Raw genomic sequence first — 15,358 nt, 5'->3', positions numbered from 1 at the left:
CCGTCATCCTGTGGATGACGGGCCCCTCGGGGTTTCTCGCGTCGTCGGGCTGCTCTGCCTGCTCGAGCTGGTCCCGGCCGACCGGCGGGAGTCAGTTCAGCCCGGCAGCCCGCCAGGCAGGGCTGACGCGCACCACGTCCCCGACCACGGTCACGGCCGGCGCACGGACCCCGGCCGCGGCGGCCACGTCCGCGATGGTCTCGAGCGTCCCGACGGTCGAGCGCTGACGCGGGCCGTAGCCGTCCTCGACCACGGCGACCGGTGTCCGGGGCGAGCGTCCCGAGGCCACGAGAGCCGCAGCCGAGTCGCGCAGCCGCGAGACACCCATGAGGAGGATCACGGTGTGGTCGGCCGCGGCCGGGACCTTGCCGATGTCCTCGTGCCCGGTCAGCACCGTGAAGCCGCGCGACCAGCCACGGTGCGTGACCGGGATCCCCACCGCCGCAGGTACCGAGACCGCGCTCGTCACGCCAGGCACGACCTCGACCGGGATGCCGTGCTCCTCGCACGCGATGAGCTCCTCACCTCCGCGGCCGAATACGTACGGGTCGCCGCCCTTGAGTCGTACAACTCGTCGGCCGGCGAGCGCGTGCTCGACCAGCAGCGCGTTGATCTCCTCCTGCGGGACCGGGTGGAAGCCCGGGGTCTTGCCGACGTCGACGATCACGACGTCGTCGTCCAGGTCGTCGAGCAGCGAACGCGGCCCCAGGCGGTCGGTGACCACGACGTCGGCCTGGGCGAGCAGCCGCCGCCCGCGCGCCGTGATGAGCCCGGTGTCGCCGGGGCCACCACCCACGAGCGCGACCGTCCCGACGCCGTCCGTGCCCGGGCGGACCTGACGCAGGGGGAGCTCACCGGTCGCGAGCAGGGCGTCGATCGCGTCGCGGATCCGCTGGGCCCGTCGCGGGTCGCGCCCCGCGTTGACGGCGACGGTGATCTCCGTGGCGCGGGCATCCGACGCGACGGTCGCGGACGACGAAGCGGTCGCCGCAGTGCCGCCGACCGCAGTGTCTCCGACCGTGACCCGCGCGACCGCGGGCACCCAGGCGGTCCCGGCCTCGGCGTCGCCCGCGTTCACGCAGAAGACGCGCAGCGCCTCGGCCTCGGCAGCGACCTGGGCGTCGACCTCGGCCGAACCCGTCGCGGTGTGCACGAGCCACGCACCCTCGAGGTCGCCCGGGCGGAACGCGCGCGCGTCCCACGTGACCACGGGCCGGGGCGTGCCGGACCCGGCGAGGGGCCCCGCGCCGTCGGGCAGGTGAGTCGCGCCGTCGGGCGCGGGGAGGGCGACCAGCGCTGCCAGGTCCTCGCAGACCTCGGGGGCCACGACACGCACCTGCGCGCCCGCGCCCACGAGGGACCGCGTGCGGCGCGCGGCCACCGGCCCCCCGCCCACGACGACGACCGGACGGCCTGCGATCCGCAGACCGAGGGGGTAGAGCTCAGAGTTCATGCGCCCATCATCGCCCGAGAGCGGCCGAAGCCAGCTCACGCCGGCGCAGCCACCCCGGGCCCTTGCTCGTGGACGTCTCGGGAGCCAGGCCGCGGCGACGCAGCATGGTCTTCTCGACCGGAGCGAAGAAGAGCAGCTCGATGACCATGCCGACCACGAGGATCAGCAGGATCGCGGTGAAGACGAGCGCCATGTCGGACAGCTCGCGGCCCTGCTGGAGGAAGGCCCCCAGCCCGAACCCGATCCCGCCGCCGACCGCGATGATCTCCGCGGCCATGAGCGAGCGCCACGAGAACGCCCAGCCCTGCTTGAGGCCCGCGAGATAGCCGGGGAACGCTGCGGGCAGGATCACGTCCTTGATCATCTGGAAGCGGCCCGCGCCCAGGACCTGGCCCACGCGCCGGTACAGCGGCGGCACCTGGTCCACGCCGGACACGATTCCGTTGATGATCGACGGGACCGCGCCCATGAGGATCACGAAGTACACCGTGGCGTCCGACAGCCCGAACCAGATGATGCCCGCGGGCACCCAGGCGACCGACGGCAGCACCTGCAGGCCCGTGATGATGGGCCCGAACGACACCCGCACCCAGCGCACGCGCGCCACGAGGATACCGAGCGGGGTACCGATCGCGACGGCTGCGAGGAAGCCCAGGACACCGCGCGAGAGGCTCGTGCCGAGCGCCTGCCAGAGCGTGCCGCTCGCGGCGGCCCGGGTCACGGCCTCCCAGACCTGGGTGGGGCCGGGCAGGTTGTAGATGGGCTGGACCTCGAGCCACACCAGCACCTGCCAGACCGCGAGCAGGATCGCGATCGCGAGCACGGGCGGGTACACGGCCTGGAAGACCTTGGACCACCGGCTCGCGCTGGGCGCGACGCTCGTCTGGAGGGCGTCGAGGCCCGCCTCGATGTCGCCCACGTCCTTGGCGTGCCCGACGACGGCGCTCACCTCGCGGGGTGTGCTCACCTCGTCGGCGGGCCGGGTGGTGGGACTCTCGGCCGGGCCGGAACCGGGACGGGCCTCGTCCCGCGGGGTCAGGGTCTCAGACGGCATGACGGCGGATCTCCTCACGGAGGTCGTTGGTGATCTCGGTCGCGAGGCGCGACGCGGCGGCGGCCTCGATGCTGCGTTGCTCGTTCGCGCCGTACACGTCGACGTCCCACTCGCGCACGATGCGTCCGGGGCGCGAGGACATGAGCAGCACGCGCTGCCCGAGCCGCACGGCCTCGCGGACGTTGTGCGTGATGAAGACGATGGTGCGCCCGGTCTGCTCCCAGACGCGCTCGAGCTCGTCGTGGAGCAGGTCGCGCGTGATGGCGTCGAGCGCGGCGAACGGCTCGTCCATGAGCAGGACGTCCCGCTCCTGGGCGAGCGAGCGAGCGAGCGCGACGCGCTGGCGCATGCCGCCCGAGAGCTCGTGGACGCGCTTGTCGCCCGATCCGTCGAGCCGTACGAGCGAGAGGAGCTCGGCGGCACGCTCACGCCGCTCGGCGCGCGGCACGCCGCGGAACTTCAGCGCGAGCTCGATGTTGCGGCTCGCGGTGAGCCAGGGGAACAGCGCGGACTCCTGGAACATCAGGGCCGCGCCGCCCCCGGCGACCTCCACGTCCCCCGTGGTCGGGCGCTCCAGACCCGCGACGATGTTGAGCAGCGTCGACTTGCCGCAGCCAGAGGCTCCGAGCAGGCAGACGAACTCGCCCTGCGCGATGTCCAGGTCGATCCCCTCGAGCACCGGGGCGCCCGTCGGGGAGAACCGCTTGGACACACCGCGCAGGCGGACGCCGGTCGTGGGGCCGGCACCCTCGTCGAGGGTGATACCGGCAGGGGAGCCCGTGCGGGCGGGGGACGTGGTGGTCATGGTGCTACTCCTTGCCGAGACCGGCGGCGGAGACGGTCGGCTGACCGGCCTCCGTCAGCACCTTGTTGAGGAGGCTCAGGTCGTAGATGCCGTTCAGGTCCGCCTCGGTGGTGGTCCCGGCGGTCACGCCGTCCTCGAGCAGGGTGTTGAGCGTGCCCGCGAGCGGGTCCGTGGTGAAGGTGATGTTGGTGAAGGCGCGGTCCAGGACCGCGTCCGACAGCGGCTTGCCGGCGATCTTCTCGATCTCGCCGTTGACGAGCGTCTTGGCCTCGTCGGGGTTGGCGTCGAGCCAGTCGATCGCCGCGACCTCGCCGCGCAGGAGCGCCTCGACCGTCTCCGGGTGCTCCTCGAGGAAGTCGGTGCGGACGATCAGGTGCGTGGTGAGGAACTGGCCGTCGTCCCACAGGTCCTTCTCGTCGACCAGGACGTGCGCTCCGGCGTCGAGCACGAGGCGCGAGGCCCAGGGCTCGGGCAGCCAGCCGCCGTCGAGCTCGCCGTTCTGGAACAGCGTGAGGGTCTGGGCGTTCTCGGTCGGGGTGACCGCGACGTCCCCGCCGCCCTGGATGTCGTTCTCCAGGCCGTTCTCGGTGAGCCAGGCACGCAGCGCGACGTCCTGGGTCCCGCCGAGCTGGGGCGAGGCGATCTTGGTGCCCTCGAGGTCGGCGGCCGTGTCGATCCCCTCGCGCACGACGAGCTGCGCACCGCCCGACGTCGAGCCCGCGATGATGCGCACGGCCTCGCCGTTCGACTTCACGAAGTTGTTGATCGCGGGGTTGGGGCCGATGAACGTGGCGTCGATGGCGCCCGCGTTGAGGGCTTCGATCGCGGCGGGACCGGCGTTGAAGACCTGGGTCGTCAGCTTGGTGTCGCCCAGGGCCTCCTCGAACTGGCCGCCCGCGACCCCGACGAGCGCGGGGGCGTGCGTGACGTTCGCGAAGTAGCCGAGGCGCAGCTCGTCGGCCGGGCCGGACGACGCGGCGGGGGCGTCGGCGGCGTCGGACGTGCCCGTGGAGCAGGCGGCGAGCAGGAGCAGCGGCGCGACGGCGAGCGCTGCGACCGCGGACCGGGTCCGGGCGAAGCGGTGTCGTGGCGTGGCGGCCCGGGAGGCGCGGGTCGGGCGGGACGAGGTGTTCATGGAAGATCCTTCTGGATGGTCGGAGGGTGCCTGGTGGTGGACGTGTCGAGTCCCGGCAGCGCCGATCCATGCAGTACGCGATCCGAGGGCCCGGTGGTCCGGGCCCCTACCTGCGGTGGTCGGGTGACCTCAGATCGCGTACTGCACGGGGCGCTGCGAAGGACATCGCACGGCCGCCAGAGCGTCTCCGACCATTCCTGCTGCGAGGGTGCCGCCGTCCTGACCGTCGATCAGGAGGAAAGCACCGGTGCGACGCGAGGTGATGTACTCCTCGGCCGCGACGGGGGAGGCGAGGCGCAGCGTGACGCGCCCGATGTCGTTGAGCTCGAGCGCTTCCGCGGGCTCGAGCTCGGCCGTGTCGAGGTCCAGGCGCCCGACGACGTCGCGCACCACGGCCTGCACGGTGCGGGTCGTGTGCTTGAGCAGGACGCGGGTGCCGGGGCGCAGCGTCTTGTCGCTGAGCCACGCGACGGTGCCCTCGACGTCCTGCGTGACCTGGGGTGCGTCGACCGCGGCGGCGATGAGGTCGCCGCGGGCGATGTCGATCTCGTCCGTGAGGCGGATCGTGACGGACTGGGGGGCGAAGGCCTCGGCGAGAGTGCCGTCGGCCGTGTCGATGCCCTCGACCGTGCTCCTCCTCCCGCTGGGCAGGACCACGATCTCGTCGCCCACGCGGACGACGCCCGAGGCGATCTGCCCGGCGTACCCGCGGTAGTCGCGGAAACGCTCTTCGAGGGCAGCGCCCTGGGGGCGCAGGACCACCTGGACGGGGAAGCGGAACGCCTCGGTGTCCGGGGTCTCTGCGGCAGGGAGCTCCTCGAGCAGGTCGAGCAGGCTCGGTCCGTCGTACCAGGGGGTCTTGCCGCCCGGGCCGCCCGAGCGGTCGACGACGTTGACGCCCTCGAGCGCCGAGACGGGCAGCGTGAGGATGTGGGGGACGCCGAGCGAGGCCGCGGCCTCGCGGATCTGGTCGGCGAGCTCCTCGTAGCGCTCCTGGCTGTAGTCGACGAGGTCGATCTTGTTGACGGCCACGATCACGTGCGGGACGCGCAGGAGGCTCGCGACCGCGAGGTGGCGGCGCGTCTGCTCGAGCAGGCCCTTGCGGGCGTCGATGAGCAGCACGACGACGTCGGCGGTCGAGGCCCCCGTGACGGTGTTGCGCGTGTACTGCACGTGCCCGGGGCAGTCGGCCAGGATGAACGAGCGCCTGGCGGTCGCGAAGTAGCGGTAGGCGACGTCGATCGTGATGCCCTGCTCGCGCTCGGCGCGCAGGCCGTCGGTCAGCAGCGCGAGGTCGGCCGTCGCGAGACCGCGGTCGCGCGAGACGCGCTCGACGGCGTCGAGCTGGTCCGCGAGCACGGACTTGGAGTCGAACAGCAGGCGGCCGACGAGCGTCGACTTCCCGTCGTCGACGGATCCGGCGGTCGCGAGGCGCAGCAGGGTGCTCGTGGGGAGCACGGGCGAGTCCTCGGCGGGCTGCGGGTGCGTGGTGGTGGCGCTCACTAGAAGTACCCCTCCTTCTTGCGGTCTTCCATGGCGGCTTCGGAGATCCGGTCGTCGGCGCGCGTCGCGCCGCGCTCGGTGATGCGGGTCGCGGCGACCTCGGTGATGACGTCGTCGACCGTGTAGGAGTCGGACTCGACCGCGCCCGTGCAGGACATGTCGCCCACGGTCCGGTAGCGCACGGTCTCGGTGCGCACGTTCGCGGCCTCGGCGTCGTTGCGCGGCTGGGAGTAGGGACCGACGGCGAGCAGCATGCCGTCGCGCTCGAAGACCTCGCGCTCGTGCGCGTAGTACAGGCTCGGCAGGTCGATCTTCTCGGCGGCGATGTAGCGCCAGATGTCGAGCTCGGTCCAGTTGCTCAGGGGGAACGCGCGGACGTGCTCGCCCGGGCGGTGGCGACCGTTGTACAGGTTCCACAGCTCGGGGCGCTGGTTGCGCGGGTCCCACTGCCCGAACTCGTCGCGCAGCGAGATGACGCGTTCCTTGGCGCGCGCCTTCTCCTCGTCGCGCCGGCCGCCGCCGAACACGGCGTCGAACTTGTGCCCCGTGATGGCGTCGAGCAGGGGCTGGGTCTGGAGCGGGTTGCGGGTGCCGTCGGCGCGCTCCAGGAGGCGGCCGTCGTCGAGGTAGTCCTGGACGCTCGCGACCTCGAGGCGGGCGCCGAGGCGGGCGACCGTGGCGTCGCGGTAGGCGAGGACCTCGGGGAAGTTGTGACCCGTGTCGACGTGCAGCAGCGGGAACGGCACGGGGGCGGGCCAGAACGCCTTGGTCGCCAGGTGCAGCATGACGACCGAGTCCTTGCCGCCGCTGAAGAGGAGCACGGGGCGCTCGAACTCCGCGACGACCTCGCGGATGATGTGGATGGCCTCGGACTCGAGGGACTCGAGCTGGGTCAGGCGGTAGGTCTGGGCGGTATCCGCAGGGGAAGCCACTGGGGCGGTCACGGCGTCGCTCTTCTCGTCGGTGTGCGTGGGGGGTGCGGTCGCGGTGGTCGGTGCGGTCGACGGGAGCGTCGCCGTGGTCGTGGTGGGCGCGCTCATACGTGGAGCCCGCACTCGGTCTTGTCGAGCCCGGCCCAGCGACCCGCGCGCGGGTCCTCGCCGGGGGCGACGCGGCGGGTGCAGGGCGCGCAGCCGATCGACGGGTACCCGTCGTTGAGGAGCGGGTTGAGGACGACCTGGTGCTGGGCCGCGTAGCCGAGCAGGTCGTCGAACGACCAGGCGGCGAGCGGGTTGATCTTGACCAGCCCGTTCTTCTCGTCCCAGGTCACGAGCGGGGTGCTGGTGCGCGTCGGTGCCTCGTCGCGGCGCACGCCCGTGACCCAGACCTCGTACCCGCCGAGCGTGCGTGTCAGCGGCTCGACCTTGCGCATCGCGCAGCACGCGGCGGGGTCGCGCGACCAGAGGTCCTTGCCGTGCGCCTCGTCCTGCTGGGCGACCGTGAGCTGCGGCAGGACGTCGACGATCGTGACGTCCATCTGCTGCTCGACGGCGTCGCGCGTCCCCGTGGTCTCGGGGAAGTGGTAGCCGGTCTCGAGGAAAAGGACGTCGACCCAGGGTGCCTGCTGCGCGACGACGTGCGGGAGGACCGCGTCGGCCATGGAGCACGCGACGGCGATCGAGTCGCCGAACTCGCGCACGGCCCACGCGACGACCTGCTCGGCGGTCGCTTCATCAGCGGCACCCAGCCCTGAGCCGTGCAGCTCGGCCTGACCGCGCTCGACGATCGCGCGCAGCTCGTCGGCCGACCGCTTGGGGCGGGCGTCCTGCGCCCGGCGGGCCGCGTGCGCGGCCTTGGACGCGGCGCGCGCCTCGGTGCGCGCCTTGGCGGCGGCGCGCAGCGCGGCGAGCGGGTCGGTGCCGGTCGTGGCGAGCGGCGTGCCCGACGGCGCCGCGCCCGCAGCGTCGAGCGCGTCACCCGGCGCGGTGGTCGTCCCGCTCATCGCAGCGACTCCTCGTCCGCGCGGTGCGCCCACTGGGCGAACGTCTCGGTGCCGTCCTTCTCCTTCTCGAACTGGCGCACGACGCGCTCGACGTACTCGGGCAGGTCGTCGTTGGTGACCTTGAGGCCACGGACCGTGCGGCCCATGCCCGCCTCGGCGCGGTCGTCCGAGGCGAGCCCGCCACCGAGGTGCACCTGGAAGCCGGGGACCTGGTTGCCCTCGTCGTCCAGCACGAGCTGACCCTTGAGACCGATGTCCGCGGTCTGGATGCGGGCGCACGAGTTGGGGCAGCCGTTGATGTGCAGCGAGAGCGGCTTCATCGCGGACAGGTCGCCCAGGCGCTTCTCGAGGTCGTCGATCGCGCGGCTCGCCGAGGCCTTGGTCTCGACGATCGCGAGCTTGCAGTACTCGATGCCCGTGCACGCGATGGTGCTGCGGCGGAAGGGGCTCGGGTCGGCGTCGAGGCCCTGCTCCTTGAGACCCGAGACGACGCGCTCGAGGTGCTCGTCGGGGACGTCGAGCACGAGCAGCTTCTGGTGCGGCGTGAACCGCACGCGCTGCGAGCCGGCCGACTCGGCGAGGTCCGCGACGGCCGCGAGGATGCTCCCCGAGACCCGCCCCACGTAGGGGGCCGCGCCGATGTAGTTGAGGCCGTCCTTCTGCTTGTGCACGCCGACGTGGTCGCCCGGCTGGGTGGGCTGCGGTGCGGGCGGGCCGTCGGGCAGCGCGTAGCCCAGGTACTCGGTCTCGAGGACCTCGCGGAACTTCGCGGGCCCCCAGTCCGCGAGCAGGAACTTCAGGCGCGCCTTGTTGCGCAGCCGGCGGTACCCGTAGTCGCGGAAGATCTGGACCACTCCGTGCCACACGTCGGCGACCTGCTCCTCGGTCACGAAGGCACCGAGGCGCTCGCCCAGGCGGGGGTTCGCCGACAGGCCGCCGCCGACCCACAGGTCGAACCCGACGCCCAGCTCGGGGTGCTCGAGCGCGACGAACCCGACGTCGTTGATCTCGTGGACGACGTCCTGGGACGGGTGACCCGTGACGGCGGTCTTGAACTTGCGGGGGAGGTTCGCGAGCTCGGGGACGCCGATGTACTTGTCGGTGATCTCCTTGATGACGCGGGCGGGGTCGATCAGCTCGTCGGCCGCGATCCCGGCCACGGGGCTGCCGAGCACGACGCGCGGGACGTCGCCGCAGGCCTCGGTGGTCTGCAGGCCCACGGACTCGAGCCGGCGCCAGATCTCCGGGACGTTCTCGACCTCGACCCAGTGGAGCTGGATGTTCTGGCGGTCGGTGATGTCGGCGCTGTCGCGTCCGAAGTCCCGGGAGATGTCCGCGATGACCCGGAGCTGCTCGGTGCTCACCGCGCCGCCGTCGATGCGCACGCGGAGCATGAAGTACTTGTCCTCGAGCTCGTGCGGCTCGAGCTGGGCCGTGCGCCCGCCGTCGATCCCGGGCTTGCGCTGCGTGTACAGGCCCCACCAGCGGAAGCGGCCGTGCAGGTCGTCGCCCGAGATCGAGTCGAAGCCCTCGCGCGAGTAGACGTCCTCGATGCGCTGGCGCACCGAGAGCCCGCCGTCCTCCTGCTTCCACTTCTCGTTGCCGTTGAGCGGTTCCTTGCCGTCGACGGCCCACTGGCCGTTGGGGCGGGCGACCCGCGCCGGGCGGGCCGGACGCGCGGCGGGAGCGGCGCCGTCGGGCGTCTGCGGGGTGGTCGCGGCGGTCGTGCCGACGGTGGCCTCTGCCGGGGTGGCGGGGCTGCTGCCGGCCGACCGGTCGGCGACCGGGGTCGCCTCGGTGGTGGTGTGCGGCGGCGTCATCGTGCTCCTCATGGGGGGACATGGGCACACGGGGCCAGAGGTCTCAGCGCGACGAGGGGAGTGGCTGAGGGCCGACCACGCGCGCCCTCGGCTCAGAAAGATGGCGAGCTGTCGGCGAGGACGGCTCGGGCTGAGTCAGGCGCGGGTCAACAACAACAGCAGAAGCTGTTGCGGGCGCACGCCGTCGACTCGTGACGCGTCGTCACGAGGAGGAGGTGCGCTGCCGTGGTCATGGCGGGAACGCTACAGAGGCCGCGACCGTATGGGTAGCCCCTGTCCGCATGGTGGATGGGTGTCTCAGACTTCGGCCTCGCCGCTGCGGCTCCAGACGTCTCGTCGGCTGTCCCCGCCGCGCGGCGACACGCGGAGTTTTTCCGACAGTCGCGTCAGCAAACTAGGATGGGGCCCATGGAAATCGTCTACAACGTGTTCGCGGTCCTGCACTTCGTCGGCTGGGCCATCGTCCTCGGCGGCTACTTCGTGTCGCTCAAGTCCGCGGCGCTCAACAAGGGCGTCTTCCACGGTGCTGCGACGGCTGCCGTCGCGGGCATCCTCATGGTCGGCGTCGCCGAGATGAGCGGCATGTGGGACGACGGCGGGCCGAGCATGGTCAAGATCGGCATCAAGCTGGTCATCGCCGTGATCATCGCCGTCCTCGCGTTCGTCGGCGTGCGCCAGGGGGACAAGATCTCGCCCGCGCTCAAGCACTCGATCGGCGGCCTCACGCTCGTCAACATCATCGTGGCCGTCTTCGTCTGACGGGTTCCGGTGCGCGCAGCGCGCCGGCACGAGACCAGGGCCTCCGGCGGTTCGACCGTCGGGGGCCTTCGTCGTCCTGGTGCGTCTTCACCGTCGACGGCTGCGGGCGGCGGTTGCCGGCGTGAGAGTCTCGAGGAGACCGGTGCCCGGGCGCTCGCGGTTGCCGGCGGGCGGGACCTGCGTCAGGCCCGCCGGGCGCAGCGCGCGGTCACCGACGTGCGAGGGTTGGCCCCGTGAGCATCGCTGGAGAGATCGTCGTCGGGCTGCTGATCCTGGTCGGGCTGGCCGGGATCGTCGTGCAGGTGCTGCCGGGGAACACGCTCGTGGGCGGGGCGATCCTCGTCTGGGCGATCCTGACGGGCGGCACCACGGCCTGGGTGTGCTTCGCGGTCGCGGCCACGTTCGTCGTGGCGGCCGAGGGCGGGCAGCTCCTGCTCGCGGGACGGCACATGCGACGGGCCGACGTGCCCTGGTCGACGCTCGCCTGGGGCGGGCTCCTGGGCGTCGTCGGCTTCTTCGTGATCCCCGTGGTCGGGCTGTTCATCGGGTTCGTGCTCGCGGTGTTCGTCGCCGAGCTGCTGCGCCGTCGCGACCGCCGGGCGGCCTGGCGGGCGACGGTCGCCGCGCTCCAGGCGACCGGCATCACGATCGTGGTCCAGCTCCTCGGCGGGCTGCTCGCGACGGCGGCGTGGGGCGTGGGGCTCGCGCTGACGTGAGCCCGCGGGGCCCCGCGGTGCCGAGCACGAGGTTGCGGTCGCGATGAGCGGCAGGACGACCGCAACCCCGTTCTCAGCAGCTCCGCAACCCCGTTCTCGGCAGTCCCTCAGCAGCTCCTCGGCAGGCTCGCGTCAGCCCTCAGAGGCCCAGGCCTCGAGCCGCGCCCGCAGCCGGTACTCCAGGCCCACGCGCACGGTCGGCCACTCGGCGGCAGTGACCGAGTAGACCACGGTGTCGCGCAGCGTGCCGTCGTACCCGATCTGGTGGCTACGCAGCACGCCGTCGAGCTTGGCGCCCAGGCGCTCGATCGCGGAGCGGGACTCCCGGTTGTGGAAGTGCGTGCGGAACTCGACCGCGATCGCGTCGAGGTCGTCGAACGCGTGCGCGAGCAGCAGGAGCTTGGCGGCGGGGTTCGCGCCCGTGCCCTGGGCGCCCGCCCGCTGCCAGGTCGCGCCGATCTCGACGCGACGGTTGAGCGGGTCGATCCCGAGGAACGTCGTGACGCCCAGCACCTGGTCGTCGGCGTTGCGGACCACGACCCACGGACTCGCCGCCCCGGCCTCCCGGGCGGCGATCTTGTCGTGGATGTACACCGCCATCTCCTCGGGGGTCGGGACCGAGGTGTACCAGCGGTTCCACAGCTCGCCGTCGCGCACGGCCTCGACCAGCGCGTCGTGGTGGTCCGGGCGCAGCGGGACGAGGCGCACGAGGCGGCCGGTCAGGGTCACTGGTTCGGTGAAGGCGTTCACGCCTCGGACACTATCGGGCGCGGGACGTGGCAGGCCCGGGCGACCTGATCGTGGTCGGTCGGTGGTCGCGTGCCGAGAACGGCTCGGGAACCTCGCCAGGCGCGGAACGGCGCCGATCCCGCGCTCGCTCTGCTGCGGGGGGCCGGGGACCGCCCTGTGCTCAGCCGACCGAGATCTCCGTCACGTAGAGCACGTTGCCGTCGAGGTCGCGCATCGAGAACATGGGCGGCACACCGTCCCAGCGCAGCAGCTCCTCGACGCGCACGCCGTGGGCCCCGAGCGTCGCGTGGTCGGCTGCGGCGTCCGAGGTCGCGAGCCGGATCCCCGTGTCGACGCCCGCGGGCTGGTCCGGGCCGGCGGCGACGAGCGCGACCGAGACCGCGGCGCCGGGCGGGGCGACCTCGATCCAGCGGAAGCCCTCCTGCAGGTCGCCGTCCATGCGGACCTCGAAGCCCAGGACGTCGCGGTAGAACGCGAGAGCGGCGTCCTGGTCGTCGACCGGGACCGCGACCGTGTGCAGTCCTGTGAAGTGGGTCGTCGTCATGATTCCTCCCTCGCTGCGGGGCGCCCTGGTGCGAGGCGTCGTCGGTAGGACCGTGCGGCGGTCGCGAAGTCATCGGTCGCGTCCCGGCGCCCGCGGGGGCGCGCCGGGGGAGGACGCGCGAGACGCGACGCCTGTGCCGCGGCAGGTGTCGATGCCGGAAGTGTCGGTGCCCGCGCCTACCCTTGGAGGGCTATGACATCGCTCTTCGAGAACCTGCCGCTGCCCGGATTCGACCTCGCGTCCCTCGGGGACTCGTCGCGCCTGCCGTCCACCGCGCCGCGGTGGGACGAGGCGCCCGACGGCGGAGGTTCCGCCCGCGCGGCCACGCGCCCCGGGCGCGGCTCGTCGGGGTCGGGCGGTGCCGGTGCGCCCGACGAGGACGGGCACCGCTCGAGCGGGTTCTCGCACATCGATCCCGAGTCGCTCCTCCAGGGGCTCAACCCGGAGCAGCGCGAGGCCGTGGTGCACTCGGGCAGCCCCCTGCTCATCGTCGCGGGTGCGGGGTCGGGCAAGACGCGTGTGCTCACGCACCGCATCGCCTACCTGCTCGCGACCGGGCGGGCCCGGCCGGGCGAGATCCTCGCGATCACCTTCACCAACAAGGCGGCGGCGGAGATGCGCGAGCGCGTCGAGTCGCTCATCGGCCCCGCGGCCAAGTACATGTGGGTCTCGACCTTCCACTCGGCGTGCGTGCGGATCCTGCGCAAGGAGGCCTCGGCGCTCGGGCTCAAGTCGAGCTTCTCGATCTACGACGCGGCGGACTCCCAGCGACTCATCACGCTCGTGAGCCGCGAGCTCGACCTGGACGTGAAGAAGTACCCCGCGCGGACGCTGTCCAACAAGATCTCGGACCTCAAGAACGAGCTGATCGACCCCGAGCGCTACGCGCGGGAGAGCGGTGCGTCGGCCGCCGACGGCTCGGCCGACGCGTTCGACCAGGTCCTCTCCGACGTCTACACGCGCTACCAGGCACGTCTCGCGCAGGCCCACGCGCTCGACTTCGACGACATCATCATGACCACGGTCAACCTCCTCCAGGCGTTCCCGGCGGTCGCGGAGCACTACCGCCGACGGTTCCGGCACGTGCTGGTCGACGAGTACCAGGACACCAACCACGCGCAGTACGTGCTGGTGCGCGAGCTCGCGGGGGCCTCGGCCCCCGTGGCGGAGGACGGCGAGGGCACGTGGGCGCCGGGGACCATCCCGCCCGGGGAGCTCACGGTCGTCGGCGACGCCGACCAGTCGATCTACGCCTTCCGTGGTGCGACCATCCGCAACATCCTCGAGTTCGAGGCCGACTACCCGAACGCACGCACCATCCTGCTCGAGCAGAACTACCGCTCGACGCAGAACATCCTCTCGGCCGCGAACGCCGTGATCTCGCGCAACGTCGACCGCAAGCCCAAGCGCCTGTGGACCGACGCGGGGGCGGGCGTCAAGATCATCGGCTACGTCGCGGACAACGAGCACGAGGAAGCGCGCTTCATCGCGGAGGAGATCGACCGCCTCGGCGACTCGGACGGCGTGCGCCCGGGCGACGTCGCGATCTTCTACCGGACCAACGCCCAGTCCCGTGCGCTCGAGGAGGTGCTCATCCGGGTCGGCCTGCCGTACAAGGTCGTCGGTGGCACGCGCTTCTACGAGCGGCGCGAGATCAAGGACGCGATCGCCTACCTGCGCGCCATCGCGAACCCGGACGACGACGTGAACCTGCGGCGCATCCTCAACGTGCCCAAGCGCGGGCTCGGCGACCGTGCGGAGGCCCTCGTGGCGGCGTTCGCCGAGCGCGAGCGCATCTCGTTCGCCGCGTCGCTCGACCGCGCCGAGGAGATCCCGGGCATGACGACCCGGACCCTCAACCCGCTGCGGACCTTCCGCGAGCTGTTCCACGGGCTCCTCGACCTGTACGCCACCGGGGCGACGCCCGCGGAGATCCTCGGTGCGGTCCTCGACCGCTCGGGCTACCTCGCCGAGCTCCGCGCGAGCGAGGACCCGCAGGACGGCTCGCGCGTCGAGAACCTCGCCGAGCTGCACGCGGTCGCGAGCGAGTTCACCGAGCTCGAGCCCGAGGGCGACCTCACGGACTTCCTGGAGCGGGTCTCGCTCGTCGCGGACTCGGACCAGATCCCGTCGAGCGACGACGAGGGGCACGAGGGCAAGCCCGTCGTGGACCCGGGGGTCGTGACCCTCATGACGCTCCACACGGCCAAGGGCCTCGAGTTCCCCGTCGTGTTCCTCAGCGGCATGGAGGACGGCACGTTCCCGCACATGCGCTCGCTGCACGACGACAGCGAGCTCGCCGAGGAGCGCCGCCTCGCCTACGTGGGCATCACGCGTGCCCGGGAGCGCCTCTACATCTCGCGCTCCGCGGTGCGCTCTGCCTGGGGCATGGCCAACGAGTTCCCGCCCAGCCGCTTCCTGGACGAGATCCCCGAGGACCTGTGGGACTGGCGCCGCAGGGAGTCGTCCATGGCGACCCTGCGCGGGCCCGGCGGGTACACGGGCGGGTGGGGCTCGTCGTCGGGCTCCTCGCGCGGGGGCTCGGGCAGCGGCCACGGATCCGGGGGCTCGGGCTCGCGCAACGGCGCGGTGCGCACGCGGTCGGTCACGCCCAACCCGGACGGCCCCAAGTTCGGCTCGGCGACGCCGCGCAAGGAGGGGGACATCCCCTCGCTCGCGATCGGCGACAAGGTCACGCACGACGCCTACGGGCTCGGCACGGTCGTCGCGGTCGAGGGCGCGGGCACCAACGCGGTCGCCAAGATCGACTTCGGTGCCGACGGCACCAAGCGGCTCCTGCTGCGGTTCTCGCCCGTCACCAAGCTGTAGGGCGCCCGCCCGCCCGCTGCCCGACGGCGCGGCTCACCTCCCAGGGTG

General features: G+C 72.4%; 13 protein-coding genes. 3 read left to right on the top strand and 10 right to left on the bottom strand.

What is annotated here, in order from left to right:
• Positions 1 to 91: 91 nt before the first annotated feature.
• The 8 genes from cobA to ACFWFR_RS10520 form a co-directional block, all read right to left on the bottom strand.
• Positions 92 to 1,453, bottom strand: a complete 1,362-nt coding sequence (cobA, locus tag ACFWFR_RS10555; RefSeq protein ID WP_377622915.1) for a uroporphyrinogen-III C-methyltransferase — start codon at positions 1,451 to 1,453, stop codon at positions 92 to 94.
• A 7-nt stretch (positions 1,454 to 1,460) separates the two neighbouring features.
• Positions 1,461 to 2,507: an ABC transporter permease gene (locus ACFWFR_RS10550; protein ID WP_191801301.1), complete on the bottom strand. Its 1,047-nt coding sequence runs from the start codon at positions 2,505 to 2,507 to the stop codon at positions 1,461 to 1,463.
• A complete protein-coding gene (locus tag ACFWFR_RS10545) occupies positions 2,497 to 3,312 on the bottom strand; it encodes an ABC transporter ATP-binding protein (RefSeq protein WP_191801299.1) in 816 nt (271 codons plus the stop codon). The genes ACFWFR_RS10550 and ACFWFR_RS10545 overlap by 11 nt, the downstream gene beginning before the upstream one ends.
• 4 nt (positions 3,313 to 3,316) lie before the next feature.
• Positions 3,317 to 4,447, bottom strand: coding sequence for an ABC transporter substrate-binding protein (locus ACFWFR_RS10540; RefSeq protein ID WP_191801297.1), 1,131 nt, complete (start codon positions 4,445 to 4,447; stop codon positions 3,317 to 3,319).
• A gap of 129 nt (positions 4,448 to 4,576) precedes the next feature.
• Entirely contained in the window at positions 4,577 to 5,950 is a 1,374-nt protein-coding gene (locus ACFWFR_RS10535; protein WP_377622912.1) for a sulfate adenylyltransferase subunit 1, read from the bottom strand.
• On the bottom strand, positions 5,950 to 6,990 hold the full coding sequence (cysD, locus tag ACFWFR_RS10530; protein WP_377622910.1) for a sulfate adenylyltransferase subunit CysD: 1,041 nt from the start codon (positions 6,988 to 6,990) through the stop codon (positions 5,950 to 5,952). Before cysD ends, ACFWFR_RS10535 begins: the two co-directional genes overlap by 1 nt.
• A complete protein-coding gene (locus ACFWFR_RS10525; RefSeq protein ID WP_377622908.1) occupies positions 6,987 to 7,892 on the bottom strand; it encodes a phosphoadenylyl-sulfate reductase in 906 nt (301 codons plus the stop codon). Before ACFWFR_RS10525 ends, cysD begins: the two co-directional genes overlap by 4 nt.
• Positions 7,889 to 9,712 (bottom strand): nitrite/sulfite reductase, encoded by a 1,824-nt coding sequence (locus ACFWFR_RS10520; RefSeq protein ID WP_377622906.1) that lies wholly within the window; start codon positions 9,710 to 9,712, stop codon positions 7,889 to 7,891. Before ACFWFR_RS10520 ends, ACFWFR_RS10525 begins: the two co-directional genes overlap by 4 nt.
• A gap of 408 nt (positions 9,713 to 10,120) precedes the next feature.
• Between ACFWFR_RS10520 and ACFWFR_RS10515 the strand changes: the two genes are divergently transcribed.
• Both ACFWFR_RS10515 and ACFWFR_RS10510 read left to right on the top strand, forming a co-directional pair.
• Positions 10,121 to 10,471 (top strand): hypothetical protein, encoded by a 351-nt coding sequence (locus tag ACFWFR_RS10515; RefSeq protein ID WP_056647571.1) that lies wholly within the window; start codon positions 10,121 to 10,123, stop codon positions 10,469 to 10,471.
• A 233-nt stretch (positions 10,472 to 10,704) separates the two neighbouring features.
• Entirely contained in the window at positions 10,705 to 11,187 is a 483-nt protein-coding gene (locus ACFWFR_RS10510) for a DUF456 domain-containing protein (RefSeq protein ID WP_377622904.1), read from the top strand.
• Positions 11,188 to 11,319: 132 nt separating this feature from the next.
• On the opposite strand, the gene ACFWFR_RS10505 is transcribed toward ACFWFR_RS10510, so the two are convergent.
• Together ACFWFR_RS10505 and ACFWFR_RS10500 are read right to left on the bottom strand one after the other, a co-directional pair.
• A complete protein-coding gene (locus tag ACFWFR_RS10505; RefSeq protein ID WP_377622902.1) occupies positions 11,320 to 11,937 on the bottom strand; it encodes a GNAT family N-acetyltransferase in 618 nt (205 codons plus the stop codon).
• Between the two features lie 160 nt (positions 11,938 to 12,097).
• Positions 12,098 to 12,481: a VOC family protein gene (locus ACFWFR_RS10500; protein WP_377622900.1), complete on the bottom strand. Its 384-nt coding sequence runs from the start codon at positions 12,479 to 12,481 to the stop codon at positions 12,098 to 12,100.
• Between the two features lie 192 nt (positions 12,482 to 12,673).
• Between ACFWFR_RS10500 and pcrA the strand changes: the two genes are divergently transcribed.
• The gene (pcrA, locus tag ACFWFR_RS10495; protein ID WP_377622898.1) at positions 12,674 to 15,310 is read left to right on the top strand and encodes a DNA helicase PcrA; all 2,637 of its coding nucleotides are present in this window, start codon (positions 12,674 to 12,676) and stop codon (positions 15,308 to 15,310) included.
• Positions 15,311 to 15,358: the final 48 nt, after the last annotated feature.

This window comes from Oerskovia sp. NPDC060287, assembly GCF_042726775.1.
Taxonomy (GTDB): Bacteria; Actinomycetota; Actinomycetes; order Actinomycetales; family Cellulomonadaceae; genus Oerskovia; species Oerskovia merdavium.
This window is presented reverse-complemented; position numbering and strand designations above follow the sequence as displayed.

Coding starts and splice junctions, on each gene's coding strand:
- cobA (WP_377622915.1), bottom strand. CDS start 1,453: ATGAACTCTGAGCTCTACCCCCTCGGTCTGCGGATCGCAGGCCGTCCG.
- ACFWFR_RS10550 (WP_191801301.1), bottom strand. CDS start 2,507: ATGCCGTCTGAGACCCTGACCCCGCGGGACGAGGCCCGTCCCGGTTCC.
- ACFWFR_RS10545 (WP_191801299.1), bottom strand. CDS start 3,312: ATGACCACCACGTCCCCCGCCCGCACGGGCTCCCCTGCCGGTATCACC.
- ACFWFR_RS10540 (WP_191801297.1), bottom strand. CDS start 4,447: ATGAACACCTCGTCCCGCCCGACCCGCGCCTCCCGGGCCGCCACGCCA.
- cysD (WP_377622910.1), bottom strand. CDS start 6,990: ATGAGCGCGCCCACCACGACCACGGCGACGCTCCCGTCGACCGCACCG.
- ACFWFR_RS10525 (WP_377622908.1), bottom strand. CDS start 7,892: ATGAGCGGGACGACCACCGCGCCGGGTGACGCGCTCGACGCTGCGGGC.
- ACFWFR_RS10520 (WP_377622906.1), bottom strand. CDS start 9,712: ATGACGCCGCCGCACACCACCACCGAGGCGACCCCGGTCGCCGACCGG.
- ACFWFR_RS10515 (WP_056647571.1), top strand. CDS start 10,121: ATGGAAATCGTCTACAACGTGTTCGCGGTCCTGCACTTCGTCGGCTGG.
- ACFWFR_RS10500 (WP_377622900.1), bottom strand. CDS start 12,481: ATGACGACGACCCACTTCACAGGACTGCACACGGTCGCGGTCCCGGTC.
- pcrA (WP_377622898.1), top strand. CDS start 12,674: ATGACATCGCTCTTCGAGAACCTGCCGCTGCCCGGATTCGACCTCGCG.